Genomic DNA, 26,008 nt, shown 5'->3' with positions numbered 1-26,008 from the left:
GTCGGGGTGGGGGGAGCGTCAGTACGCCCATTTGGGGGGCGGCTCACGCCGACCCCCAATGCGGGATGTGGTGGCTGCCCAAAGACACCGCGATGTTCTTCGGTTCCAGAAACACCTCGTAGCTCCAGGTGCCGCCTTCGCGTCCGGTGCCCGATGCTTTGGTGCCGCCGAACGGCTGGCGCAGGTCGCGCACGTTCTGGCTGTTCACGAAGCACATGCCAGCTTCGATCGCGGCGGCAACGCGGTGCGCGCGGCCGATGTTCTCGGTGAACACATAGCTCGACAGCCCGTACTGAATATCGTTGGCCTTGGCGATCGCATCCGCCTCGTCCTTGAACGGGATCAGGCAGGCGACCGGCCCGAAGATCTCTTCCTGCGCGATCCTCATGCGGTTGTCGACGTCGGCGAACACCGTGGGCATCACGTAGTTGCCGTTCTTCACGCGGCCCGGCAGGGCCGGCGCGTCAAGCCCACCGCACAACAGCGTCGCGCCTTCCTTCGGGCCGAGCTCGATGTAGCTGCGCACCTTGGCCAGGTGCCCTTGCGAAATCATCGGGCCGATGATGGTCTTCTCATCGAGCGGGTCGCCCACGGTCAGACGTTTCGCCCGCTCGGCAAACTTCTGCGCGAAGTCCGCGTAGATCGACTGCTGAACCAGGATGCGGCTGCCCGCAGTGCAGCGCTCTCCGTTGTTGGAGAAGATCATGAAGACCGCGGCGTCAAGCGCGCGGTCCAGGTTCGCGTCGTCGAACACCACGAACGGCGACTTGCCGCCCAGCTCCATGCTGAACTTCTTCAGGCCCGCTTCCTTGACGATGCGATTGCCCGTAGCCGTGGAGCCCGTGAACGAGATCGCGCGCACATCGCGATGCCGCACCAGCGGCTCGCCCGCCTCCTTGCCCATGCCGTGCACCAGGTTCAACACGCCGGGCGGAATGCCCGCCTCGAGCGCGAGCTCGCCGAGCCGCGCAGCGGTCAGCGGCGACAGTTCACTCATCTTCAGCACGGCGGTGTTGCCGAACGCAAGGCAGGGCGCGACCTTCCACGTCGCCGTCATGAACGGCACGTTCCATGGCGAGATCAGCGCGCACACGCCGACCGGATGAAACAGCGTGTAGTTCAGGTGCGTTTCGGTCGGGTAGGTGTGGCCGTCGACGCGCGTGCACATCTCCGCGAAATAGTAGAAGTTGTCGGCGGCGCGGGGGATCAATTGCTTGCCCGTCTGGGCGATCACCTGCCCCGCATCGTTGGTTTCCATCTGCGCGATTTCCGGCACGTTCGCCGCGATCAGGTCCCCGAGCTTGCGGATCAGTTTCGCGCGTTGCGGAGCCGGCATCGCCGCCCATTTCGGGAAGGCATCCTTCGCCGCAGCCACGGCTTGCTCGACTTCCGCCTCGCCACCCGCAGCGACTTCGGCGAGCACTTCCTGCGTGGCGGGATTGACGGTCTCGAAATAGTCACGGCCCGCGACCGCTTTGCCGTTGATGAGGTGATCGATCTTCATAATGGGGGTCAGATTCCAATTTCCCGGATCAAACGATCCGGTTCTCCAGGGCGCCCAAGCCTTCGATTTCGGTGACGACGACGTCGCCCGGCCTGCAGTCGACGACGCCGTCGGGCGTACCGGTCAGGATCAGGTCGCCCGGCCGCAGCGTCATGAAGCTGGAGAAATATTCGATGAGGAAGGGCACGTCGAAGATCATGTCCTTCGTGTTGCCCGATTGCGTGACCTTGCCGTTCACGGTGGTCTGCAAGGCCAGCGCCATCGGATTGGCGATGTCGCCCGCATCCACCCGCCACGGCCCGAGTGGAGTGGCGGCGTCGCGGTTCTTGACGCGCAGATTGGGGCGGTACCAGTTCTCCAGGTAATCGCGGATCGCGTAGTCGTTCGCCACCGTGTAGCCCGCGACGAAGTCATACGCGTCGTCGCGCTTCACACGCCGCGCCTGCCTGCCGATGACGACAGTGAGCTCGCACTCGTAGTGCATGAACTCGACACCCGCCGGCCGCCGCGTGGTTTGCCGGTGCCCGGTCAGCGCGCTGGTGCCTTTCAAGAAGACGAGCGGCTCTTCCGGTGCCTTGAACTCCAGCTCCTTCGCGTGGTCCGCGTAGTTCAGGCCCAGCGCGAGGATGGTGCGGGGCAGCGGCGTATCGGCCAGCGGCGGCAGCCAGGTGACGGCATCGAACGGCACGACTTGGCCGCCTTCCAACAACAACTGGCCGTCGCGCTCGGTGGCGTTTCGCACCGCGCCTTCGTGGATCACCCGTGCGTGTTTCATGCAGCCTCCGCTACGAGCGTATTCGCCAGCGTGCCCATGCCGGGCGCGCTGAGTTCGACACGATCGCCAACCTTCGCGAGCGGCCGGCCTCCTTCATTCAAAACATCGCAGCCGAGCATCAGCACATCGCCCGCGCCGAGCGTCATGAACTCGTCGACGTCGGCCAGCAGTTGTTCGGGGCTGCGCAGCAGCTGGTCGAATTTCACCGTCTGCTTCAGCTCGCCATTGATGCGGACTTCGAGCACGAACGTCGAAGGATCACTTGCAGGATCAAGAGGCAACAACGTGCCGCCGACGCCAAGGAATCCGTCCAGGCACTTGAACTTGACGGGAGGGCGGAACAAGCTCGCGTGCGGGATCGACAGGTCGTTCATCAAGACGTAGCCCGCCACTTCGCGAGGCGCTTTCATCACCATCGCAATGGTCGCGCCGACCTCGACCTCGCTCACGCGCGGCGGGACCGGAATCTCCGCCTCGTGCGCACTCCACGTGTTGGCCGGCTTGACGTAGAGCACGGGCGCCTTGGGCGCGGCTTTGTAGGGCGGCCGGTTGACCTGGTCGCCCAGCGCTTCCAGCTCGCCGCGGAAATTCAGCAGCGTGCCGTACACGGTGCCAGTCGGAAAGAAGTTCATGGCTGCTCCAGTTCGATGATTTCATCGAGCAGCACGTAGAGCTGCGAAAGCTTGTCTTTGCCCAAGGTCTTTTCCATCCATGCGTAGTGCGCCTCGATGGTGTGCGACAGCTTCTCCACCAGCTTCAGCCCCTTGGCCGTGGCTTCGACCACGGTGCGGCGCTGGTCGGCCGGATCGCGCTCGCGGCGGATGAGGCCGTCGCGTTCCATGCGCGTGAGGACGCCGGTGAGGCTGGGCCCCAGGATGTACGCCTCGCGCGCGACGCGCCCGGTCTCCACGGTGCCGTGCTCGCCCAGCACCCGCAGCACGCGCCATTGCTGGTCCGACAGGCCATGAGTGCGAAGGTTCGGCCGCGTGTGGGCCATGACGGATTCGCGCGCTTGCAGCAGCAGGCGCGGGAGGTTGCGGTGGACGAATGTGGTGACCATGGTGCGATTAGTTAATATATTAAATGATTGGCTTGCGCGCCGCAAGTGCCATCTGGCGGACGGCTATAGTCAGCCGCACATGGCCAAGGAAAAAACCAGCTACACCTGTACCGAATGCGGCGGCACCAGCCCGCGCTGGCTGGGCAAATGCCCGCACTGCGAAGCGTGGAACACGCTCATCGAGACCGTGGTCGAGTCGGGTGCGTCCGGCCGCAACAACCGGTTCGCGTCGCTCGCCAAGACCGCCGCCGTCACGGCGTTGGCCGACATCGAGGCGAGCGAGATCGAGCGCCAACCCACCGGCATCGGCGAGCTCGACCGTGTGCTGGGCGGGGGCATCGTCGAAGGCGGTGTCGTGCTCATCGGCGGCGACCCGGGCATCGGCAAGTCGACGTTGCTGCTGCAGGCGCTGGACGCGCTGCAGCGCGCCGACGTGCCGACTTTGTACGTCACCGGCGAAGAGAGCGGTGCCCAAGTCGCGCTGCGTTCGCGCCGCCTGGGCCTGGACAACTCGCAGGTCAAGGTGCTGGCCGAGATCCAGCTGGAAAAGATCCTGGCAACCATCGCGTCGACGCAGCCGGCCGTCGCGGTGATCGACTCGATCCAGACGGTGTACTCGGATCAGCTCACATCGGCGCCGGGCTCGGTGGCCCAGGTGCGCGAATGCGCGGCGCACCTCACGCGCGCTGCCAAAGCCGGCGGCACCAGCATCGTATTGGTCGGTCACGTGACCAAGGAAGGCGCGCTGGCCGGCCCGCGTGTGCTGGAGCACATGGTGGACACCGTGCTGTATTTCGAGGGCGACACGCACTCCAGCTTCCGGCTGGTGCGCGCTGTGAAGAACCGCTTTGGCGCCGTCAACGAGATCGGCGTCTTCGCCATGACCGAGAAGGGCCTGAAGGGCGTCGCCAACCCGAGTGCGATCTTCCTGTCGCAGCACAGCGAGCCGGTGCCGGGCAGCTGCGTGCTGGTGACGCTTGAAGGCACGCGGCCGATGCTGGTGGAGATCCAGGCGTTGGTCGACAGCGGCGGCCCGAGCCCGCGCCGCTTGTCGGTCGGCCTCGACCGCGACCGGCTGGCGATGTTGCTCGCGGTGCTGCACCGCCACGCCGGTGTTGCCTGCATGGACCAGGATGTGTTCGTCAACGCGGTGGGCGGTGTGCGCATCAGCGAGCCCGCAGCCGACCTGGCCGTGATGCTTGCGATCACGTCCAGCCTGCGCGGCAAGCCCTTGCCCAAGGGATTCATCGCATTCGGCGAGGTGGGCCTGGCCGGCGAAGTGCGGCCGGCGCCGCGCGGGCAGGAGCGGCTGCGCGAGGCGGCGAAGCTCGGCTTTTCGGTAGCCGTGGTGCCCAAGGCCAACGCGCCGAAGAAGGGCAGCCGCGAGATCGAGGGGCTCACCATCCATGCCGTGGACCGCATCGAGGAAGCGATGGAAGTGGTGCGCTCGCTGCAATGAACGCCTGACGCCACCTCAGGCCGGCTTCCTACACCCGTTGAGCCGGGCGCCCGTGACACTTCCTGCTCAACCCCAGGAAGCACGCCATGGCCTTGCAGCAATCCCTTGTTCGATGGCGGCTGCTTGCCGCAGTGATGTGTTGCGCCGGTCTTGGATGGGCCGGCACCGATGCACTGGCAAAGCCGTCGCGCGCCGCCCAGAAGCAGAACGCCGCGCCCATCGACATCGACGCCTTCAACAACGCAACCGACACGCCCTTGCTCAGGCCCGGCAGCCGCGGCCCCGCCGTGGCGCGCGCCCAGATCCTGCTGGACCGCGCGTGGTACTCCAGCGGCGAGATCGACGGACGCTTCGCCGCCAACATGCAGCGCATCGTCAAGGCATACCAGTTGGCGCACGGCTTGAAGGCGACTGGCACGGTGACGCCGCAAACCTGGCAGGCACTGCGTGAAGAGGGCGCCCCGGCGCTGGTGCGGTACACCGTGACCGACAAGGACGCCGTGGGGCCGTTCGAGAAAATCCCGGCCAACAACAACGACCGTGGCCAGCTCAAGGCGATGCCGTACGAATCGCTGGAAGAAGCACTGGCCGAGCGGTTCCACACCAGCACCGCGTACCTCAAGCAGCTCAATGCCGGCGCCAAGTTGGCGGCAGGCAGCGAGATCGTGGTGCCCAACGTCAACGGCGGCAAACCGCCCGCCAACGCGGCGTCGATCGAGATCGACAAGGCCGCGCGCGTGCTGTACCTGCTGGACGCGCGGAAGCGCCCGCTCGCCGCATTTCCCATCAGCATCGGCAACGAGAAGAGCGACCCGCTGCCCATCGGCGTGATGTCGATCAAGAACGAGGTGAAGAACCCGAGCTTTACCTACGACCCGGTGCTGCTGAAGAACCAGCCCAAGGACGCCCAGAAGATGGAGTTGGCGCCCGGGCCCAACAACCCGATCGGCAACATCTGGCTCGGTCTGTCCAAGAAGCACTGGGGCATCCACGGCACGGCGAACCCGTCGAACGTGGGCCATTCCGAGACCAACGGCTGCATCCATTTGACCAACTGGGACGCCGAGCGGGTTTCGACCCTTGCCAAGGCCGGGTTTAAGGTCGACGTGCGGCCGTGAACCCGCGAAGGCATCTCTTCGCCCTTGCCCTGGCGGCGGGGCTTTTGGCGCCGCTGCTGGCCTGCGCTGAGAGCAAGCCGGACGACCTGGCGCTGCTTCGGGCCCGGCAGCTCACGATCCCGGTGCAGTCCGTCACCGCCGCGCAACTGGCAGACACCTATCTCCAGGAGCGGGGCGGCGGTGAGCGCGCGCACGAGGCGCTGGACATCATGGCGCCCCGCGGCACGCCGGTGCTCGCGGTGGAGGATGGGCGCGTCGCCAAGTTGTTCCTGAGCAAGCCCGGCGGCATCACGCTGTACCAGTTCGATCCGTCGGGCCAGTTCGCCTACTACTACGCGCATCTGGAGGGCTATGCGCCTGGCATTGCCGAGGGAATGTCCCTGCGCAAGGGCCAGTTGATCGGCTATGTGGGCAGCACGGGCAATGCCTCGGCCGACGGCCCGCACCTGCATTTCGCGATCTTCCGGCTGGGCCCGGAACGCCAGTGGTGGCGCGGCACGCCGATCAATCCGTTCGGTGTCTGGCGCGCCACGCCGCCGCAAGTTGCGGGGCCCTAGGAATCTGGGCGGGCGGCGCTACGCAGTCGCCGCAGCCGGCCGGCCGGCACTTGGCCCGAAAATAGCGGTATGAACCTCCAGAAAATTTTCCTGCCCATCGTCGGCGGCGCCATGGTCGTCATGGCCTGGCAGGCCTATGGCTGGGCGGGCGCGGCACTGGCCGGCGGCGCCTTGGTGATGTACCTGCTGCTTCACTTCAATCGGATGATGCATGTGCTGCGCAAGGCGGCGGACCGCCCCAAGGGCTACGTGGGCAGCGCGGTGATGCTCAACGCCAAGCTCAAGCCGGGGGTCAACCTGCTGCATGTGATGGCCCTGACGGGCTCGATCGGCGAGCTGGTGTCGACTGAAGGCGAGCAGCCCGAGGTGTTCCGCTGGACCGACGGGAGCGAATCGCAAGTCACCTGCGAATTCAAGCACGGCAAGCTGGAGAAGTGGACGCTGTACCGGCCGCCCGTGCCGGACGAGGCCTCGCCCCCCGCCGCGTCCTGAAAGCCCAGGTCGCTAAAATCAGGGGTTCGGGCGAATCCGAACCCAAAGGACAAGACATGAGCGTAGTACCTTCAATGGCCGACCGCGACGGCAAGATCTGGATGGACGGCGAGATGGTGGAGTGGCGCGACGCCAAGATCCACGTGCTGTCCCATACCCTGCACTACGGCTGCGGCGCCTTCGAAGGGGTGCGGGCCTACAACACGGTCAACGGCCCCGCGATCTTCCGCCTGCAAGAGCACACCGACCGCCTCTTCAACAGCGCCAAGATCCTGCGCATGGCCATTCCGTTCAGCAAGGAACAGGTCAACGAAGCGCAGCGCGACGTGGTCCGCGCCAACAAGCTCGAAAGCTGCTACCTTCGCCCGCTCACCTGGATCGGCTCGCAAAAACTGGGTGTTTCGCCCAAGGGCAACCAGATCCACCTGATGGTCGCGGCCTGGGCCTGGGGTGCCTACCTGGGCGAGGAAGGCATGCGCCGCGGCATCCGCGTCAAGACCTCCAGCTACACCCGCCATCACGTCAACATCACGATGACGCAGGCCAAGGCCGTCTCGAACTACACCAACTCGATCCTCGCCAACATGGAAGCGCTGGATGATGGTTACGACGAAGCGCTGCTGCTCGACGCCTCCGGCTTCGTCAGTGAAGGCGCGGGCGAGAACATCTTCGTCATCAAAGGCGGCGTCATTTACACGCCCGACCTGTCGGCCGGCGCGCTCAACGGCATCACCCGCAACACCGTCTTTCACATCGCCAAGGACCTGGGCCTGGAGATCGTGCAAAAGCGCATCACCCGCGACGAGGTCTACATCGCCGACGAAGCGTTCTTCACCGGCACCGCCGCCGAAGTGACGCCCATCCGCGAACTCGACCGCATCGAGATCGGCGCCGGCTCGCGCGGCCCGATCACGGAGAAGGTGCAGAGCGCGTTCTTCGACATCGTGAACGGCCGCAACCCCAAGTACGCGCATTGGCTCACCAAGGTCTAAAAATATGGCCCCCACGCTCACTTTGTTCCCTGCCCCCCGAGGGGGCTTCAGCCTCCTAGAGGCGGCTCGTCGGAGGCTGACTTGACCACCATCGAAAAGAAGCAGTCCGTCGTCGAATTGACGGCGCGTGACCTCAACGCCAATGGCGGCGTGTTCTGCCCCAGCCCCGTGGCCGGCATGAAGCTGTGGAACACCCACCCGCGCATCTACCTGGACGTGGCCGGCACGGGCGAGGCCAAGTGCGCGTATTGCGGGACGGTGTACAAGCTGAAAGAGGGCGAGCATTTCAGCGGTGGTCACTGAGCCCACCCCCGAAGCGGCCTGCGGCCGAGGCCCGAGAACGTGACCCGATCCCTCATCATCGCCCCCCAATGGATCGGCGACGCGGTGATGACCGAGCCGTTGCTGCGGCGGCTGCGCGCACGCGGTGAAAAGCTGGCGGTCGGCGCGTTGCCCTGGGTGGCGCCCGTCTACCGCGCCATGCCGCAGGTGGACGAGGTCATCGAGTTTCCCTTCCAGCACGGCGGCCTGCAGTTCAAGGCGCGGCGCGCCATCGCCAAGCAGGTTGAAGGCCGCTTCGACGCCGCCTACGTGCTGCCCAATTCCCTCAAGAGCTCGCTGCTCCCCTTCCTCGCCGGGATTCCCAAGCGGGTCGGCTACCTGGGGGAAGCGCGGGTCGGCCTGCTCACGCACCGCCTGAAGAACCCGAAGAACAAGCCGCCCATGGTGGCCTTCTATTCCGCGCTGAGCGGTGAGCGGGAAGCGCTGGACCAGGACCGGCCGCGCCTGCAGCTGGACGCGGCGACGGCCGATGGCGCGCTGGCGAGATTGGGGCTGCAGGCTCGCGGCTACTACGTCTTCGCCCCCGGCGCCGAATACGGCCCGGCCAAGCGCTGGCCCGCCGGCCACTTTGCCGAATTGGCGCGCTCGCTCGACGCGCCCGCGCTGTTGCTCGGGTCGGGCAAGGAAGCGCCGTTGTGCGACGAGATCGCCGGCGCTGCAGGCGAGGGCAAATGCCTCAACCTCGCCGGCAAGACATCGCTGATGGACGCCTTCGCGCTGATCGCGCAGGCCAAGGCCGTCGTCAGCAACGACTCCGGCTTGATGCACGTGGCCGCGGCCTTCGGCGTGCCGCAGGTCGCGGTGTTCGGCTCGTCGAGCCCGCTGCACACGCCGCCGCTGAATGACAACGCGCGGGTGCTGTGGCTGAAGGACGACCCTGCCTACCAGCCGCCGCTGGACTGCGCCCCGTGCTTCGAGCGGGAGTGCCCGCTGGGGCACACGCGTTGCCTGGTCGACATCACGCCGCAGGCTGTCGTCGCGGCGCTGAAAACCTGATCGCTCGCTGATCTTTCGCACGATCCCGCGGGGCTGGCGGGCAAGTGGCCCCGCGTGCATAATTTCGCCGAAACGCACCGACCCTGAGATCGACATTCGCGTTCGGGAGGACGAAATGAAGAACCCTGCGCCCGCCGCCGCTTCGGCACTGAACCGGGAAATCATCGACGACCGCGATGACCGGCTTGCCATCCACACCCACCAGATCCGCCTGACGCAGGCGCACCTGCCGTACCAGCCGGTGCCAGGCAAGCGGCTGGCGTCGGAAAAGCATTTCGCGGTGTACGCCGACCAGATCATCCTGGCGGGCGTGCTGCAAAACCCCGGCCGCAACATCGAGCTGAACGCGCGCGAGATCGTGATCGAGAAGCCCGCGACGCTCGATGCCGCAGGTGCGTATGCCGACAAGGATTTCGCGCCCGGCGCGTTGCCCGTGCAGAAGGACGCCAGCCTTGGCGCCGCGGGCACCAACGGCGACGACGCCACCGTGGGCGGAAACGGCGGCAACATCGTCATCAACGCGCGAAGTGTCGTGAACAGGACGAAGGACGGCCGCGCGCTGGCGGTGACCGACTTCGCGGCGATCGGCCAGCAGGTTTTCACCGAACATCCGCCCAAGGTCGACAACGTCCGCAAGCTCGCGTCGTTCGAGTTTGCACGGACCAAAATGTTCAGCGACAACGAGGTCGCGATCACGCTCGAGGACGGCCGCATCGAAGGCCTCGCCAAACTGTCGCTGGAGTCGGCGCGCTTCGACAGCACCGCCAGCCTGGTCGCCATGCGGTTCGACGTGCCAGCGCTCGTCGTCGCCGGCAAGTCGCAATGGGGCAACCCGTCCACCAAGCCCTTCGGCTGCAAGATCGATGCGGTCGCGACGGTGGACGGCGCGGGCAAGATCAGCGCGCTGCAGACGGACCTGTCATTGGTCACCGACGCACCGCTCAAGCTGCCCATCGCCATCTCCGACGGAACCCTGGGCGCCGACGTGCTGAAGATGCTGGGCGAGCAGATCGCCGGGCATCTTCGCGCCAGCGCCATTGAACCCTTGCTGGCGGCGTTCGGCACCAAGCTTCGCGCAGCCACCTTGACGCTGGTCGCCGGTGGCGGGCGCGGCGGGCGCGGGCAGGACGGGCATCCGGGCAATCGCGGCAAATCGGGCGCGGACGGCGCCAAGTCGTCGAAGTCGGGCGCCCTGATCAACGGCGCCTACGGGTTTCCTGAAGACGCCTACGGCTCCAGCGGCTTCGAAGGCGGGCGCGCCGGATCGCCGGGCCTGTCCGCCAACGGCGGCAAGGGTGGGCAGGTGGTGCTGAACATCATGGAGCCGCTGTCGCTCTCGGTGGTGTACGGCACCGGCGGCGGTGACGGCGGCGCGCAGGCCAGCCCCGGCGAGCGCGGGCCGGGCGGCCAAGGCGGTGCGGGCGCCGTGTGCAACATGTACGACGCGAGCAACGGCCGGCCGCTGGACGACATGCGCGCGCCCAATGGCCCCGACGGGCCCGCGGGTCCCGTCGCCACGGGCAAGGGCAGCAAGGGCGAAACTGGCGCGGCCGGCCCGGCGCTGCAGTTCAACGGCAAGCCCTTCGCCGCCGGCAACGCGCCCGCGTTCTCGTTCACCGCGCTGGCCCAGGCCCTGAGCCTCAGCCAGCTGTTGATCACGCAGAACGCCACCGACCTGGACTTCCTCAATGCGAAGAACGAGGCCGACCTGAACGCGGTGGCGTTGGGCTATGAATGGCTGATCGACATCAACCGGCCGTTCACCGATTCCAAGACGGAGATCGACGCCGCGCGTGTGTCGCCGCTCGAGCAGAAGGTGCGCGGCGGCATCCACAACAGCGCGATCGTGTCGCTGATGCGGCTGCAGCAGGGGCTGGACTACTACGGCCACAGCTACAACTGGACGCCGATCCTCACGCTGAACAGCCTGGTCGCCCGGACGGGCGAAATCATCAGCCTCGGCAAGGTGGTGGAGGACCAGTACAACCGCTACCTCGACAAGGGCGCCACCGACAAGCAACGCATGGTGGCCTTCCGCCAGGCCAAGCAGGAGATCGACCGCAAGCTCGGCGACTTCCTCTCCGAGATCGAGAAGCTCAAGCCGCAGATCGAGAACTTCCGCACCGAAGTCGAAGACTATTCGGAGGACCTGCGGCGCCAGCTCACGGTGCTGCTGGAGGGGCAGCTGAAGTTCAAGGACGAGCTGATCAAGCACCTGCGCGAAGAAGCCGACATCGGCTTCAAGGAATTCCTCGACATGCTGGGCACCGTGATCGGCTGCGTCGGCGGCGTGGTGGGCGGTGCCGGCGGCATCAAGACCGCGATCGACGCCGTCAAGAAGGCCGAGGAATTCAGCAAACAGGTCAAGGGCGTCGTCGAGATCTTCAAGAAGGCCAAGGCCACGCTCGACAGCATCGGCAAGGCCTATTCCACGGTCAAGGACTTCATCACCGACGGCAACCCGAACGCCGCCAAGATCCTGGTCGACTCCGATGAGTTCAACGACCTGATCAAGAAGTACCTGGGCAAGTTCGATGCCGCCGGCGAGCTGCGTAAGGCGATGGATTACTACCTCGAGCTTTCGCAGGCGCGCAACATGGCCGCGTACAACTACACCACGCTGGTGGCGCAGATGCTCAGCGTGCAGATGCAGCACGACCAGCTGTACCACAGCATCCAGCACATCAACGCCGAGATCGCCGTGCACCAGGACAACGTGCTGCCGGTCTACACCGCGTACCTGAAGGACGCCTACGAAGACGTGCAGCGCAGCCTGCTGCGCAACATCTACCAGGAGAACCGCGCCTTCCAGTACTGGGCGCTCCAGGACAGGCAACTGGAGGCGAACGACCTGAACATCGCCACGCAGGCCGCGAAGCACGAGCGCCTGGTCGCCGACATCGACAACTTCCGCGAGAACAACGAGGCGTTCTCGCCCTTCCGCCAGAAGCTGGAGATCACCGCCGCGCGCTACCCCAACGAATTCGCGGCGATGCTGCAGTCGGGCTCGCTCGCGTTCTCGCTGGACATCCGCACCGAGCCCGGCTTCGAGAACATGCGCTACATCATCGCGCGCTCGTTCAAGCTGGAGTTCCCCGAGATCGCTGGCGGCAAGAACGTGCTGTTCCTCAACCTGATCCACAGCGGCCAGGCGGTGTTGAACAGCGACATCGACCGTGACAAGCCCGGCGCCCTTCACGTCTTCAGCCACCGGCCGCGTATCCGCCTCTACAAGATCGACTACAAGGACCGCGAGAACACCGCCGGCGGCAACCTCGGCGAAGGCGACCAGGGCTACATCGGCCTCAGCCCCTTCACCCAGTGGCGCATCGACTTCGACCTGAAGGGCAACGAGTGGCTGGACCTGACGTCCATCAAGACCGTGCTGCTGACGTTCGAGGGCAGGACGCTGGGCCCGAACCGGCGGCTGAACTAGGAATCTGGGCGGCCCAGACGCCTAGCCGGCCACCAGGGCCGTCAAGCGCGCCAGCGCCGTCGAAGGCGTGCCGTTCCAGATCAGGTGCGTGTGGTTGCGCCGGATCTTCGCGGGCATTTCGTGCTGCTTCACGTCGCTCGCTGCCTTCAGCGCCACCAGCAGCGAGCGCGGCACCAGCGCGAAGCCCGTGCCTGCCGCCACGCAGGCAATCATGGCCTGGTAGGAAGCGAACTCCAGCGTGCGCGCCGGCATCACGCCCGAACCGCCCAGCCACTCTTCGGCGCGCTTCCTGTATGAGCAGCCGTTGAAGAACGCGATCAGCGTGGCGCCCGAGAGCTGCGAGGGCTTCGTCACGGCGTCCCATTCCTTGGACGTGATGAGCACCAGCTCTTCCTCGAACACCTTCAGTTTCTCGAGCCCCGGCGCAGTGAAAGGCTCTGACACGAACGCGGCTTCGATCTCGAAATGGGTAACCCGCTGGATCAGCGCGCCGGTGGTGCCGGTGACCAGTTCCACCACCACGCCCGGGTAAAGCTTGTGGAAGCGCGAGAGGATGGGCGCAAGCCGGCTGCCGGCCGTGCTCTCCAGCGAGCCGATGCGAAAGACGCCCATCGGCTTGCCGCTGCGCAGCTCGTTCTCGGCTTCGTCGGCCAGGCGGAACAGCCGCTGCGCGTATGAGAGCAGCAGCTCGCCTTCGGGCGACAGCACCAGCGAACGCCCCTGCCGGCGGAACAGCGAGAGGCCGAGGCGCTCCTCCAACTGCTTGATGCGCGTGGTGACGTTGGACTGCACGCGGTTGAGCTTATTGGCGGCGCGGATGATGCCGCCTTCCTGCACCACGGTGCGGAAGATCTCCAGCGAGTCCAGGTCGATGATTCTCATAAACAGAATGATTGCTCAGAATAATTCATTTGTGGGCTGTGACGATTCTCGGTCTAATCCAAAGCCATGGCAAATGCGGAAACTCGTACAGGCGTGGCACCCTTGGTGGTGGCGCTCGCAGGCGCGCTCTCGCTGGCGGTGGCGATGGGCATCGGCCGTTTCGCCTTCACGCCCATGCTGCCGCTGATGATCGGTGCGGGTCAGCTCGACGTCGCATCGGGCGGCTGGCTCGCATCGGCCAACTACGCGGGCTACCTGCTGGGCGCGCTGACGGCCTCGCGTGTTCCACTCAGCCCCGGCCGGCTCGGCGCTGCGGCGTTGGTGCTCACGGCCGCGCTCACCGCCGCCATGGCGCTGCCGGTTTCGCCGTGGCTGTGGGCCGCGCTGCGGCTGGCGGCGGGCATCTGCAGCGCGTGGGCGTTTGTCGCCACCAGCGTGTGGTGCCTTGGCGCGCTGGCCCGGGCGCAGCGGCCCTCGTGGAGCGGCGGAGTCTACGCCGGCGTCGGCGCGGGGATCGCCATCGCCGGGTTGTACTGCCTGGCCGGCGGCAGCGCGAACGCATCCCCGATGTCGCTGTGGCTGCAGTTGGGGCTGCTGGCACTGGTCCTCATGGCGCCCGTCTTGTGGGTGCTTGGCAAGTTGAACAACCTGTCGCAGCCCGCTGCTGCCAGCGTGGTCCGCGCGGCCGCCGTGCCACCCCGCACCACCGGCCTGGTCATCTGCTACGGCGTGCTGGGCTTCGGCTACATCCTGCCGGCCACCTTCCTGCCGGTGCTGGCCCGTTCGGTGGTGGAGGACCCGCGCCTCTTCGGCCTCGCGTGGCCGGTGTTCGGCCTGATGGCCGCACTCTCCACCTTCATGGCCGCGTGGTGCATGCGCCATGCGTCGCGGCTGCAGGTATGGGCCATCGCGCATGTGCTCATGGGTGCGGGCGTGCTGCTGCCCAGCCTTTGGCCCAATGGGTGGACCATCGCGCTGTCCGCGCTGCTGGTGGGCGGCACTTTCATGGTCATCACCATGGCGGGCGTGCAGGAGATCCGGGCGCGGGCCGTGGGCGACCCGACGGCGCTCGTCGGCCGCATGACGGCGGCGTTCGCACTCGGCCAGATCGCCGGGCCCGTCGCCTCGTCACTGCTTCTCCATCTGCCCGACGGCAGCGCAAACGGCCTCAACCTGGCGCTGCAAGCCGGCGGCGCATCATTGCTCGTGAGCGCCGCCTGGCTGTGGCGCGAAGCCCATACATCCCAACGACTCCAGGAGGTTCCCCATGCCCCATGACACTCTCCAAGGCGCCCGCCAAGGCTCTACCGAACCATGGCGCGAGCGCCTTCCGATGCCCGCGCCGAGCGACATGAACCCGGCGCAGCGAGAAGCCGCCGACGCTTTGATCGCCGGGCCGCGCAAAGGCGTCTATGGTCCTTTCCTTCCGCTGCTCCGCAGCCCGCAGTTGCTGGACCGGGTCGCGAAAGTCGGCGAGTACCTTCGCTTCGAAAGCGTGCTCGATGCGCGCATCCGTGAATTCGCCACCTGCGTCGCCGCGCGCCATGTGACCAACCAGTTCGAATGGCTGATGCACGCGCCGCTGGCCGTGAAGGCCGGCGTGCCGGAATCGGCCATCGAGGCGTTGCGGGCCGGCGCGCGGCCGAAGGGTCTGGCGGCCGATGAGGAAGCCGCGCTGGACTTCGCGACCGAGCTGCTCCACACGCACGGCACCAGCGAGCCGACCTACAACGCGGCGCTCGGCGCCTTCGGCGAACAGGGCGTGGTCGAGCTGGCGACGCTGGTGGGCTACTTCGTCATGGTGTCGTGGCTGATGAACGTGGCCCATACGCCGGCGCAAGCCACTGCGCAAGGCGCGCCCCTGCAAGCCTTTCCGCTCTGACGCGCTGTCGTGCACAGGCAAAAAAACGGCCACCTTGCGGTGGCCGTATAAAGTCCTTGAAAGGACGTCGTTGGGAGACTGATAACTGTTCCGTGGGTTCTTCGTGGAGTTGCGTGACAGCGTTGACACGACTTTAAGTGCAGCCGCGCTAAATGACATCCCCCAATTAGGGGAGAAGACCGTGAAAACGGCCCCTTCAAGGGCCAAACACAGTGACATTTCTCACAGTCAGAGGCCATTCGCGGACTCTGTTACCTCGCATAACATCTAGTCACATGGAACGCGCAGCACGAAGCACGCCCCGCCACCGGCCTGGTCTTCGCAATGCACCGACCCGTGATGGCGCTGCGTGATCGAGCGCACCAGGGCGAGCCCCAGGCCCACGCCGCCGAACCGTTCGCTGGCGCCGGCGAGCCGGTAGAACGGCTCGAAGATCCGCTCGCGTTCTGAAGGCGGCACGCCGGGGCCACGGTCGCGCACGCGCACGACGGCATTGCGGCCTTCGCGTGTCAGTTCCACCGTCACCGGCCCGTCGCTGTAGCGCCGTGCGTTTTCCAACAGGTTGCGCATCGCGCGCCTCAGCAGTTTCACCACCCCCGGCACGACGAGCGGGCGCTCGTCGGTGCTGGGCACCAGCTCGGCGCCGGCCCGCGCGCATTCTTCGGCTGCCAGACCGGTGAGGTCGACCGACTCCATCGTGCCGATGTCGGATTCCTTCGCATCCAGGCGGCTGGCCAGCAGGATCTCGTCGATCAGTTGATCCAGCTCGGCGATGTTGCGCCGGATCTCGTTCTGGAACGCCGGCGACGTCTGCGGCTCCATCAGCTCGACGCCCATGCGGATGCGCGCGAGTGGCGAACGCAATTCGTGCGAGGCGTTGGCCAGCAGCGACTTGTGCGACTTGAGCAAAGTCTCGACGCGCTCGGCCGAATGGTTGAAGCGCTGCGCCAGGAAAGCGAGCTCGTCCGAGCCCGACTCCTTGATGCGAACGGACAGGTCGCCCTCGCCCCAGCGCTCCACGCCCACGCGCAGATCGTCCAGCCGCTGCGTGAGCCGCCGGATGATCGGGTAGCTGCCGATGGCCACGGCCAGCGCGACGATGGCCAGCATCCAGAGCAGCCCGCCAGGCCCGCGCGTCCAGCTGCGGCCCGAAGGCGGTTCGCCCGGCGACCGTCGGCGCGGAGGCAGTTGCACGACCAGCGTGCTGCCGTCCTTCATTTCCACCTGGAACTCCAGGCCGCGCGTCGGGTCGCGCACGGGGCGTGTCTTGTCCTGACCCAGCACATCGCCGGCTTCGTTGCGAATGATCACCTCGCGCTCGGGCACCTGCTCGTTCGACACGCGCCAGAGCCAGCCGAAGGCAAAAGTCAGCACGGCCACGGCGACGACCACTGCGAGCCAGATGCGCAAGTAAAGAGGAAAACGGAAGCCCGCCCGCCAGGGTGTCATCTGCGGATGTCAGTGAGGAAGTTCAGTCTTGCTGTTTGGCGAAGACGTAACCCACGCCGCGCACGGTGAGAATGCGTTTGGGGTTCTTCGGGTCGGCCTCGATCGTGGCGCGGATGCGGCCCATGTGCACGTCGATCGAACGGTCGAAGGCCTCCAGCTCGCGGCCGCGCACGGCTTCCATGATCTGGTCGCGCGTGAGCACGCGGCCAGCGCGTTCGGCCAGCGTGATCAGCAGGTCGAACTGGTAAGAGGTGAGCTCGGCGGGCTTGCCGCCGACATTCACGGTGCGGGCGTCGCGGTCGATTTCCAGCGTGCCGAAGCGAAGCAGCTTGGCGGCCGGCTGCGCACCGCCTTCGCTGCGCCGCCGCAAGATGGCGCGGATGCGCGCCAGCAGCTCGCGCGGCTCGAAAGGCTTGGGCAGGTAGTCGTCGGCGCCCAGCTCCAGCCCGACGATGCGGTCCATCGGGTCGCCTTTGGCGGTGAGCATCAGCACCGGCACGTGGCCCGCCTCGCCGGGCAATGCCCGCACGCGCCGGCACACTTCCAGGCCATCCATGTCGGGCAGCATCAGGTCCAGGATCACCAGCTCGGGCGCGGCGCCGGCGGGCGGGTCCTGCAGCAGCGCAAGGCCGGCTTTGGCGTCGATGGCGTGCGTTACGCCAAAGCCCGAACGCTCCAGGTATTCGCCGACCATCTGCGCCAGCCGGGCATCGTCCTCGATCATCAACAGTTGTTGCATGGGCAGATGGTAAGACTTTCAGTGCTGTCGGTGGGGTGTTCCGGCGTCAGCCACGGCGCCCGCGTTCCATGCGCTGCTTCAGGCGTTCGGCGGCCTTGGCACGCTGCTCGGGCGTGAGCACCTCGGCAGCGTCGGCCATGGCCTGGACCAATCGTCGGCTTCGGGCGTCCGCCGCCTGCATCTGCGCCACGCGCACCTGTTCCAGAGCCCGGCGGTCGATGACAGGCGCGGCCAGCAGTTCCATTCCACGCCGCCGGGCCGCACGGGTCTGCTCGCGCAGCGGTTGCAGCTCGGCCAGCGCGGCAGTGGCAATCGCCACGATGCGCTCCTTTTGCTGCGCCGTGCCGCCCACGTATTCCACCAGGCGCGAGATGCGCCGCTCCATGCGACGCTTCATCGCCTCCGGGTCCCCGCGGCCGTCGCGTCCCCAGCCATGCGCCTGCGCGTTGGCACCGAGCAAGCCGAGCGCGCCGGCACCGCCCACGGCGGCCAGGCCCGCGAACCAGCGGCGGCGGCTGCTCTTGGCCAGCGGGGCGGAATCTTCGGCGGGGCGATTGTCAGGTTGGTCGGCAGGATTCGTCATGCTGTTCTCCAGAGAGCATGCGATCTTGGGCGCCGGCCAACGCGCGCGGTTGAAGGGGCGGTAAAGTTAGGTAAATGGCTGTGCCTTCATTGCCTTCCCCACTGGCGGCTGCGCTCGACGCGCACGCGCTCTCGCGGCCCGGGGCTGTGGCCCTGTCCTACGAAGGTACAGCCGTGACTTACGGCGAAATCACGGCTCGCAGCGAGCGCCTTGCGGCGCAGCTGTGGCACGGCTGGGGTGTGCGCGCCGGCGACCGCGTCGCCTGGCTGGGGGCCAATCATCCGGGGCAGATCGAGCTGCTTTTTGCACTGGCGCGCATCGGTGCGCTGCTGCTGCCGCTCAACTTCCGGCTCGCGCCGGCCGAATGGGACGTGCAGTTGGCCGAATGCGGGCCCGCGCACCTGGTGCACGACGAGGGCTGGGGCGACGCGGCGCGGCAGCTCGGTGCACGCGCGGGCGTGGCTGTCCATGCGGTGGACACGCTGGGGCAAGAGGGCGATTTCGCGCAGGCGCCCGCCGGCGGCGATGCGTCGTCGCCCGTGCTGCTCGTCTACACCTCGGGAACCACCAGCCGGCCCAAAGCAGCGGTGCACACCCAGGCCAACTTGCTGGCCAACATGCAGATCGCTTGCGGCGTGCAGCTGATCACGCCGCAAGATCTCGTGGCGACCATGCTGCCGCTGTTTCACGTCGGCGGGCTGTGCATCCAGACGCTGCCGGCGCTGTACGCGGGCGCGCAGGTCATCCTGCATCCGCGTTTCAACGCTGATGCGGCATTCGATTGCTTCGAGCAGGAGCGGGCTACGCTCACGCTGCAGGTGCCCGCCACGATGAAGGCTTTGCTCGAGCACCCACGCTGGGCGCAGGCCGATCTTGCCAGCCTGCGTGCCGTGTGGGCCGGGTCGAGCCTGATCCCGCAGCCGCTCGTCCAGGCTTTTCACGCGCGTGGCCTGCCCGTGTGCAATGTGTATGGCGCGACCGAGACCGGTCCGTTTTCCATCGCGTTGCCGCTGGCGCACGCGATGGATCATGTGGGCTCCAGCGGCTGGCCCGCGCCCGGCGTGGAAGTGCGGCTGCATGAAGTGAAGGACGGCACCGGCGAGCTCCTGATCCGCGGGCCCAATGTGGTTGCGCGCTACTGGCCCGACCAGCCGGCCTGCGACGCGCAAGGCTGGTTCCACACCGGCGACCTGGCCACACAAGCCGCCGATGGCAGCTATACCGTGGTCGGCCGCGCCAAGGACCTGATCATCTCGGGCGGCGAGAACATCCATCCAGCCGAGATCGAGGCGATTTTGGCCGAGCATCCCACCGTGGCCGAATGCGCCGCGTTCGGGCTGCCCGATGCGGAATGGGGGGAGGTGGTAGCTGTGGCCGTGGTGTGCCAACCGGGGCTCGCCGCCACCGAACGGGAGTTGAAGGCCCACCTCGCGGGACGCCTCGCGCGGTTCAAGCTGCCGCGCCGCTGGTTCTTCATGGACCTTCTGCCGAAGACGGCGCTGGGGAAGATCCAGCGCGGAGCGCTGGAGGATCGGTTCCGCTAGAAAATCCGCTCAGGTACGAGGAGGCGTGGGCGTTCGCGCCGCGACGATGAAGGTCAGCACGATCGCCGCGACGCCGATCAGAGCCGAATAGATGAAGAAGACGACATAGCCCGCGCCGAGCGCGGCAGGCGCCACCTGCGCCGTCTTCGCGCCAGTGACGTAGGACTCCGGCGTGACGCTGCCGATCAGGATGTTGAGCGCGGCAAAGGCGCCACCGTCGCTTGCCGACCTCGCCGCGCCCTCGATGATGCGGCCGGACTGCGATGCGATCAGTTTTCCGGGCAACGCGTAGAGCGAGGAAAACAGCGCGTACTGGGTCGCAGTGAAGCCGCTCGAGGTGAGGCTCGACATGTAGGCGATGAGGCAGGTGCCGGCGAAGCCGCCCGCGACGTTGTCGATGCCGATGGCCATGAACAATGCCGGCATGGAGTGGCCGACCATCGCGAGCGCGATGTAGATGAGATTGGAGATCGCACCCGCGAAGGCGCCGATGACCAGCGCGCGCATCAGGCCGAGTTTCACGACCGCCCAGCCGCCCAGGAAGACTCCCAGCATCGATGCAGCGACCCCGAACACCTTGCGCACCTCGGCAATCTCCACCTTCGTGAAGCCCAGATCCAGGTAGAACGGATTCATGATGTTCAGCACGAAGTCCGAAACCCGGTACATGCAGATCAATGCGAGGATGAGGGCGGCGGTGCCGGCATAACGCTGGAAGAAGTCCTTCAGCGGCGCGCCGAAGCTGGCGCCCAGGTAGAGCCCCGGCCGCGTGCGTAAACCGGGGACCGGCGAGCACGCCAGCGCGATGACCGACAAGCCGAGCGCGACCGCACCGACCTGCAGGAAGATGCTCCAGGGTGTGCCCTTCCAGAACGGCGCGAGGCCGAGCACGTCGCGACCGAACACCAGCGCGAGCGGTGACGGATCGCCCGCCAGCCCCGCGCCCGCGACCAGGCCGCCAAAAACCAGCAGCGCGGCGCGCACGGTCCACTCCACCGCTTCGACCGCCGGGCGTGCCGGGACGCCTTCCGCATGGATCGGCCGGACGGTGTGCGCGCTTTCGCGCGGCGCGAACAGCGCGGCGGCGATGCCAACCGCCATCAGCGTTGCCATGACGGCGTAGGAAAGGCTCCAGTTGTAGATCTCGGCCAGTGCTAGCGGCACCGCGCCGGCGACAATCATCGCGATGCGGTAGCCCCATTGATACGCGGCCGCCATGATCCCCTGCTGGCGCGCTTCGGCGGCCTCGATGCGCCAGGCGTCGATGACGATGTCCTGGGTCGCGCCGGCAAAGCCGACGAACACGGCAACGGCCGCCATGGTGCCGAGACTCTTCGCGGGGTCCTGGCCCGAAATGAGCCACAGGCCGAGCATGACCACGAGCTGCGCCACGAGCATCCAGGAGCGGCGGTGGCCGAGCCAACTCGTCAAGACCGGAATGCGCGTGCGGTCGACCAGCGGCGCCCAGAGAAACTTCGCCGAGTAGGCCAGCGTGGCAAGGCTGAAAAAACCGATGACCGCGAGCGAGACGCCGCCGTCGCGCAGCCAGGCCGAGAGCGTGTCGAAGATGAGGAGGTTCGGCAGCCCGGCGGAGAAGCCCAGCGCGAGCATGATCAGCACGCGCCGCTGCAGGAAATCGCGCAGCCCGCCCCTTTGGCCTTCATCCACCGCGTCAGACATGATGCCTCCGCGTGAATCCGGCCCTGGGAACGGCCAAGGGCACGAGCGGCAGCGGCAGGCCGGCGGAGAAGCCCAGGAACAGCATGCGCAGCGTGGCGGGCTCGAGGTAGACCCTCAAGGTGGCCCCCCACGGCGGCAGGAGTTCCTGGCTGACAGAAGGCTTTTGGCTCATGCGGGAATAATAAGCGCTGGCCCACGCCCACCCACGAGGTTTCACCGATGGATTCGCGCACCGTGTTCTTTCCCAGATGCATTGACTCGCTGCCTGGTGCACAAGTGCTGCGCAGGGCCGCGCGCGTTTTGGTGATCGGCGTCGCCGTCGGCATCGCGCCGATGGCGGGCGCGCAGTGGAGCAAGAAGGAAGAGCCGGCGCGCGAAGGCGTCGATGTGGGCGAGCAATCGCGCATGGCGGGGTTGGTGCCGGCCGAGAAAGTGGAGGGCGCGGCCCAGCAGCAGTACCGCCAGCTTCTGCAGCAGGCCGCCGCCAAGAGGATGCTGGCCGGGCCGGACCATCCGCAGCTCAAGCGCGTGCGCGCCATCAGCCAGCGCCTGATCCCCTCGGCGGTCGTGTGGAACCCGCGCGCGAAAAACTGGAAGTGGGAAGTGAACGTGATCGGCGCGAGCGCGATCAATGCGTTCTGCATGCCGGGCGGCAAGATCGCGGTGTTCACCGGCATCCTCGACAAGCTGCAGTTGACCGACGACGAGGTGGCGATGGTCGTGGGCCACGAGATGGCGCATGCACTGCGGGAGCACGCCCGCGAGCGCATGGCCAAGAACACCGCGACGCAGGTCGGCGCGCGCATCGGCGGCGCGGTGCTGGCCAGCATCTTCGGCGTCGATCCCAACGTCACCGATCTGCTGGCGCGCGGCGGCGCCAACCTCTTGACGCTGAAATTCGGCCGCAACGACGAGTCGGAAGCCGATCTCATCGGCATGGAAATCGCGGCGCGCGCCGGCTACGATCCGCGCGCGGCCGTCACCTTGTGGAAGAAGATGGCGCAGGCCGCGAAGGGCGCGCCACCGGAGTGGCTGTCGACGCACCCGTCAGGGACGAGCCGCATCGCCGAGATCGAGCGGAACCTGCCGCGGGTGATGCCGCTGTACGAGCGGACGCTGGCCAAACGCTGAACCTGCGGGCAAATCCGGGAGTCGTCGGGAGATCCATACCGACATGGCGGTGCGGGATCGGGGCGGCGGGGCACTCTGCGCTGCGAATGTCCCCCGTCGCGGCAAGCCGCTCCCTCCTCCTTTATTTCGCTGCGCAGAGCGCCCCACCACCCCGATCCGGGAGCCGTAGTTGGTGTTCAACGGTCGCACGCGCACTTGGTCCTGCCATGGATGCCGGGTAGCCGATGCGGCGAAATCAAGGAGGAGGGAGGCCGGAGGCCGACGGGGGACATTCGCAGCATCGGCCACCCGGCGTCCATGGCTCCGCCCACGGTCGCTGTGCAGCGTTTCGATGTTTTAGAAGCCGATCGACAGGTCGTGCGTGGCGACGCCGATCAGTTCGAGCGCGGCGTGGGTGTCGGTGGCCGTCACGGCGGCGGCGATCTGCATGCCTTTGGTGATCGACTGTTCCGAGGTGTTATAGGTCAGGCCCATGTCCACGGCGAACACCTTGCCCACTTCGTACTTGTTATCCAACAGGTCGGCGACCCAGCCGTAGGTGGCGTTGCCTTCGAAGCTGTGGGCCGAATTGAGGATGGACTCGAGCAGCGAGCCGCGCGACTCCGAACCATCGGCCAGCGATTTGCTCCAGTAGGCCAGGCCCTCGGCGTCCGGGTCGGTGCGGCCGAGCACGTTCTTGTAGATCACCTTCACGAAGTCCTCGTTCGTCATGTTGGACGAATAGCCCGTGAGGTTGGAAAACTGCAGCGCGGCCTGGTAGAAGGCATCTGCCACCTTGGCGGTGGTCATGCCCTGGTTCATCTGGCCCAGCCAGTAGTTCAGGCCTTCGGCGTCCGGCACGCGGTTGAAGAAACCCACATACAGCTCGACGACCGCCTTCAGGCGTGCGCCGCTCACCGCTGCAGCGGCGTCCTGCACCGTCAGGTCCACGCTCAAGTCCTGGAAGCGCACCTTTTCGACATTGCTCAGCACGTCGGTGCCCTGGCCGCTCTGGCGGTCCGTCACCTGGATGTTGTTGCCGACCTTCTCGATCTTGAAGTTGGCGATGCTGCCGTTGTAGCCGGCGGTGTCGGTGCCCGCGCCGCCGTCGAGCCAGTCGTCGCCACCGGCGCCGATCAGCATGTTGTCCAGCGAATTGCCCAGCAGCGTGTCGGCGTAGGCGGTGCCCACGGCGTTCTCGATCTGCGTGCCGTTGGTGAGCGCCAGGGTCGAGGTGTAGACGCTGGTGTCCCACGTGTTGTTGCCGGCGTAGGCATAGGACTTGACCTGGGCGCCGATGTCGCTGCGCGCTCCGGCGTGCAGGTCCAGCAGCACCGAGCTGCCCACACGGCTCGCGTCCAGCGTATCGATGCCGGCCGAGTCCCACAGCGCGCGGAAGCTGCTGCGGAAGCTCGCGTCGGCGAGGTTGTAGGCCGTGTCGCCGGCATTGTTCGATGCGGCGCCATACAGGTTTTGCAGAGCCTGCACGTCCAGGGCCATCGGCTCGGTCGGGTACGCGGAGAGCGAACCGCTCTTGGTGCCGGCCACCGGTGAATAGCTCATGACGGTGTTGGCGATGATGTCGTTCTGGGCGCCGAGGGTGACGCCGCCGTCGAAGGGGTGCTTCAGGCCGATCGCGTGCAGGGTCTCGTGCAGGATCAGGTCGGCGCGGTAGTAGTCCCACTGCGACGACGCCTGGTTCTTGCCGATCCACACGTCGCCGCCGATGGCGTCGGTGGACGGGAAGAACGCGTAGCCGGCAAAGCCCATGTCGTTCGGGCCCTGCGAGTAGGCATAGCGGATCTGGCCGGCCTGCGCGCCGTTGTCGGCGACTTCGACGAAGGTCACGTTGCACACGGCGGAGATGGTGCCGAGCATGGCGCGCGTGGTGGCCTGGTCCGCGGCGGAGAACGCGAGCAGCGAAGACGAGAACTGAGCGGAGTCACCATCGAAGCTCGATGCGGCGGTGGAGAAAGAGTAGGTGATGACGGTCTTGCCGCTTGCATCGCGGCCCGTCCACTGCATGCCCGACAAAAGAGCTGCCGCATCGGCACCCGCGGCGTTGCCCGTGCTGCTGACCGGGTAAGCCGTTGCACCCGGAGTGAAGCCGCCTTGGCCGGCATCGAGAACCGTGTTGCCGCCGGCACCGCAGGCCAGGCAGTTGCACGCGAAAACCGGAGCCGAGCCTTGCGCTGTATCGACGGCATTGACCGTTGCGACGTGCGAATCGAGGTGGGTAAACAGCTGCATTTTCGGCTCCACTTGCGCCTCAAAACACCATGCGTTGAGGCATGGGTTGATGAGAAGCTTTGGGGGCCGCGCGGCCTTAGGTGATATGTCGCATCGCCCCTAAGCCGTTTGCGCTGGGGGTTAGGGGGCTTGCCTAGATGGCAGGGGGAATAGCCACTACGCGCCGCGCCGGCGCATGGGTAGATTCATGTACGCCGGGGCGCGGAGTTTCATGTACGCGGGCCCGTTGCAGGCCCGCCGGAAGGCGCTACGACGCCTCTGAAACGCGGGGTGTTCTCGCTGGGAGAAGTACCGATCCGATGGCCACCATCATCAGCACGACGGCGGCCCAGTCCTGCCAGTGCAGGACTTCGCCCAGCCAGAGCGCGCCGGTGAGCACGCCCAGGACTGGAATGAACATCACGCTGAGCGTCGATGCGATCGGCGGCAAGGTGCGAGCAAGGTAGAACCACGCTGCATGCGCATAGCCGAAGATCAGCACGGCGTTGTACGCGATGGTCCACATCACGGCAGCCGGCGGCACATACCACTGGCCGCGTTCGAAGATGGTCGCCAACACGGCCATCACGATGCCGGTGATCGCCGTCATCCAGAAAGAGAGCGTGAGCGTGGGGACGTCGATCTTGCTACGCCGCAGCAGTTGTGTGCCCAGCGCCCACACGGCGGCTGCGAACAGGGCCAGCGCCACGCCGAGCGGACGGCCTGCGAGCCCGGTGAACTCGTGCCAGAGCAGCAGCCCCACGCCGATCGCCGCCGCGCCGACGCCCAGCCACGCGCGCCGCGTCAGCACCGCGGAGAACAGCATCGCGCCGATCACCGCCGAAAAGATCGGCATGGTGTAGCCGAGGATCGCCGCACGTCCGCTCGAAAGCGCACGAACGGCCAGGATGATGCAGACGTGCCAGATCAACATGTTGGTGACCGTGAGCTTGGCCAGCTCGGGCCAATGCCGCTGCGGCAAACGGAAGGGCACCTTGAGCACGACGAGCGCGATCGCCAGCACCGGCACACCCAGCAGGATCGAAAGCGCGCGGAACGTGAGGGGCGGAAAGTCGGTGACGCCCAGCTTCATCACCGGCCAGTTGACGCCCCAGACCAATGTGAGGACGACGAGGGTGACCAGTTGGTGGCGGGTGAGACGCTGCATCGCCGCCGATT

The 26,008-nt window shown here is 66.7% G+C and carries 24 protein-coding genes; 12 read left to right on the top strand and 12 right to left on the bottom strand.

The genetic code is table 11. The annotated features are described in order from the left end of the window. Positions 1 to 43: 43 nt before the first annotated feature. The 4 genes from hpaE to hpaR are packed head-to-tail and all read right to left on the bottom strand — an operon-like array spanning position 44 to position 3,339. Positions 44 to 1,504: a 5-carboxymethyl-2-hydroxymuconate semialdehyde dehydrogenase gene (gene hpaE / locus EEB15_RS30525; RefSeq protein ID WP_141513756.1), complete on the bottom strand. Its 1,461-nt coding sequence runs from the start codon at positions 1,502 to 1,504 to the stop codon at positions 44 to 46. A gap of 28 nt (positions 1,505 to 1,532) precedes the next feature. Then, positions 1,533 to 2,279, bottom strand: a complete 747-nt coding sequence (locus EEB15_RS30520) for a fumarylacetoacetate hydrolase family protein (protein WP_141513755.1) — start codon at positions 2,277 to 2,279, stop codon at positions 1,533 to 1,535. After that, complete coding sequence (locus EEB15_RS30515; protein WP_141513754.1) at positions 2,276 to 2,911, bottom strand: fumarylacetoacetate hydrolase family protein; 636 nt, start codon at positions 2,909 to 2,911, stop codon at positions 2,276 to 2,278. Before EEB15_RS30515 ends, EEB15_RS30520 begins: the two co-directional genes overlap by 4 nt. Beyond that, positions 2,908 to 3,339: a homoprotocatechuate degradation operon regulator HpaR gene (hpaR, locus tag EEB15_RS30510; RefSeq protein WP_141513753.1), complete on the bottom strand. Its 432-nt coding sequence runs from the start codon at positions 3,337 to 3,339 to the stop codon at positions 2,908 to 2,910. Before hpaR ends, EEB15_RS30515 begins: the two co-directional genes overlap by 4 nt. A 79-nt stretch (positions 3,340 to 3,418) precedes the next feature. Here hpaR and radA point away from each other — a divergent pair, with 79 nt between their 5' ends. The 8 genes from radA (at position 3,419) to EEB15_RS30470 (ending at position 12,731) form a co-directional block, all read left to right on the top strand. Then, positions 3,419 to 4,798, top strand: a complete 1,380-nt coding sequence (gene radA / locus EEB15_RS30505; RefSeq protein WP_141513752.1) for a DNA repair protein RadA — start codon at positions 3,419 to 3,421, stop codon at positions 4,796 to 4,798. Between the two features lie 86 nt (positions 4,799 to 4,884). Continuing rightward, complete coding sequence (locus EEB15_RS30500; RefSeq protein ID WP_141513751.1) at positions 4,885 to 5,916, top strand: L,D-transpeptidase family protein; 1,032 nt, start codon at positions 4,885 to 4,887, stop codon at positions 5,914 to 5,916. Continuing rightward, a complete protein-coding gene (locus EEB15_RS30495) occupies positions 5,913 to 6,473 on the top strand; it encodes a M23 family metallopeptidase (RefSeq protein WP_141513750.1) in 561 nt (186 codons plus the stop codon). Before EEB15_RS30500 ends, EEB15_RS30495 begins: the two co-directional genes overlap by 4 nt. A gap of 69 nt (positions 6,474 to 6,542) precedes the next feature. Further along, on the top strand, positions 6,543 to 6,965 hold the full coding sequence (locus EEB15_RS30490; RefSeq protein ID WP_141513749.1) for a glycerate kinase: 423 nt from the start codon (positions 6,543 to 6,545) through the stop codon (positions 6,963 to 6,965). Between the two features lie 56 nt (positions 6,966 to 7,021). Beyond that, on the top strand, positions 7,022 to 7,957 hold the full coding sequence (locus tag EEB15_RS30485) for a branched-chain amino acid transaminase (RefSeq protein ID WP_141513748.1): 936 nt from the start codon (positions 7,022 to 7,024) through the stop codon (positions 7,955 to 7,957). Positions 7,958 to 8,038: 81 nt separating this feature from the next. Then, positions 8,039 to 8,260, top strand: coding sequence for a zinc-finger domain-containing protein (locus EEB15_RS30480; RefSeq protein ID WP_199236673.1), 222 nt, complete (start codon positions 8,039 to 8,041; stop codon positions 8,258 to 8,260). A gap of 39 nt (positions 8,261 to 8,299) precedes the next feature. Further along, the gene (gene waaF / locus EEB15_RS30475; protein ID WP_141513747.1) at positions 8,300 to 9,295 is read left to right on the top strand and encodes a lipopolysaccharide heptosyltransferase II; all 996 of its coding nucleotides are present in this window, start codon (positions 8,300 to 8,302) and stop codon (positions 9,293 to 9,295) included. Positions 9,296 to 9,410: 115 nt separating this feature from the next. Next, the gene (locus EEB15_RS30470; protein ID WP_141513746.1) at positions 9,411 to 12,731 is read left to right on the top strand and encodes a hypothetical protein; all 3,321 of its coding nucleotides are present in this window, start codon (positions 9,411 to 9,413) and stop codon (positions 12,729 to 12,731) included. A 21-nt stretch (positions 12,732 to 12,752) separates the two neighbouring features. Here EEB15_RS30470 and EEB15_RS30465 read toward each other — a convergent pair whose 3' ends face one another. Beyond that, entirely contained in the window at positions 12,753 to 13,613 is an 861-nt protein-coding gene (locus tag EEB15_RS30465) for a LysR family transcriptional regulator (RefSeq protein WP_141513745.1), read from the bottom strand. 66 nt (positions 13,614 to 13,679) lie between these two features. On the opposite strand from EEB15_RS30465, the gene EEB15_RS30460 reads away from it, so the two are divergent. Further along, positions 13,680 to 14,891 (top strand): YbfB/YjiJ family MFS transporter, encoded by a 1,212-nt coding sequence (locus EEB15_RS30460; protein ID WP_141513744.1) that lies wholly within the window; start codon positions 13,680 to 13,682, stop codon positions 14,889 to 14,891. Then, a complete protein-coding gene (locus EEB15_RS30455; RefSeq protein WP_141513743.1) occupies positions 14,881 to 15,495 on the top strand; it encodes a carboxymuconolactone decarboxylase family protein in 615 nt (204 codons plus the stop codon). The genes EEB15_RS30460 and EEB15_RS30455 overlap by 11 nt, the downstream gene beginning before the upstream one ends. Before the next feature lie 267 nt (positions 15,496 to 15,762). Here the strand turns inward: EEB15_RS30455 and EEB15_RS30450 are convergent, their stop codons facing one another. Genes EEB15_RS30450 through EEB15_RS30440 form a run of 3 tightly spaced genes read right to left on the bottom strand, consistent with a single transcriptional unit; the run spans position 15,763 to position 18,266 of the window. Next, positions 15,763 to 16,944 carry a HAMP domain-containing sensor histidine kinase gene (locus EEB15_RS30450; RefSeq protein ID WP_141513742.1) on the bottom strand — a complete coding sequence of 394 codons (1,182 nt, stop codon included), beginning with the start codon at positions 16,942 to 16,944 and terminating at the stop codon, positions 15,763 to 15,765. 22 nt (positions 16,945 to 16,966) lie between these two features. Then, positions 16,967 to 17,683 (bottom strand): response regulator transcription factor, encoded by a 717-nt coding sequence (locus tag EEB15_RS30445; protein WP_141513741.1) that lies wholly within the window; start codon positions 17,681 to 17,683, stop codon positions 16,967 to 16,969. 46 nt (positions 17,684 to 17,729) lie between these two features. Next, positions 17,730 to 18,266, bottom strand: coding sequence for a Spy/CpxP family protein refolding chaperone (locus tag EEB15_RS30440; RefSeq protein ID WP_141513740.1), 537 nt, complete (start codon positions 18,264 to 18,266; stop codon positions 17,730 to 17,732). A gap of 74 nt (positions 18,267 to 18,340) precedes the next feature. On the opposite strand from EEB15_RS30440, the gene EEB15_RS30435 reads away from it, so the two are divergent. Continuing rightward, a complete protein-coding gene (locus EEB15_RS30435) occupies positions 18,341 to 19,810 on the top strand; it encodes a class I adenylate-forming enzyme family protein (RefSeq protein WP_141513739.1) in 1,470 nt (489 codons plus the stop codon). 9 nt (positions 19,811 to 19,819) lie between these two features. Here EEB15_RS30435 and EEB15_RS30430 read toward each other — a convergent pair whose 3' ends face one another. Both EEB15_RS30430 and EEB15_RS30425 read right to left on the bottom strand, forming a co-directional pair. After that, entirely contained in the window at positions 19,820 to 21,421 is a 1,602-nt protein-coding gene (locus EEB15_RS30430) for an MFS transporter (protein WP_199236672.1), read from the bottom strand. A 61-nt stretch (positions 21,422 to 21,482) separates the two neighbouring features. Next, entirely contained in the window at positions 21,483 to 21,662 is a 180-nt protein-coding gene (locus EEB15_RS30425; protein WP_141513737.1) for a hypothetical protein, read from the bottom strand. Between the two features lie 161 nt (positions 21,663 to 21,823). On the opposite strand from EEB15_RS30425, the gene EEB15_RS30420 reads away from it, so the two are divergent. Continuing rightward, positions 21,824 to 22,621 carry a M48 family metallopeptidase gene (locus tag EEB15_RS30420; protein ID WP_233259691.1) on the top strand — a complete coding sequence of 266 codons (798 nt, stop codon included), beginning with the start codon at positions 21,824 to 21,826 and terminating at the stop codon, positions 22,619 to 22,621. A gap of 336 nt (positions 22,622 to 22,957) precedes the next feature. Here EEB15_RS30420 and EEB15_RS30415 read toward each other — a convergent pair whose 3' ends face one another. Further along, positions 22,958 to 24,850 carry a DUF4214 domain-containing protein gene (locus EEB15_RS30415; RefSeq protein ID WP_141513735.1) on the bottom strand — a complete coding sequence of 631 codons (1,893 nt, stop codon included), beginning with the start codon at positions 24,848 to 24,850 and terminating at the stop codon, positions 22,958 to 22,960. Between the two features lie 247 nt (positions 24,851 to 25,097). Then, entirely contained in the window at positions 25,098 to 25,997 is a 900-nt protein-coding gene (locus tag EEB15_RS30410; protein ID WP_141513734.1) for a DMT family transporter, read from the bottom strand. Positions 25,998 to 26,008 lie beyond the last annotated feature (11 nt).

This window comes from Ramlibacter sp. WS9, from assembly GCF_003797765.1.
In the GTDB taxonomy this organism is placed as follows: domain Bacteria; phylum Pseudomonadota; class Gammaproteobacteria; order Burkholderiales; family Burkholderiaceae_C; genus Ramlibacter.
This window is presented reverse-complemented; position numbering and strand designations above follow the sequence as displayed.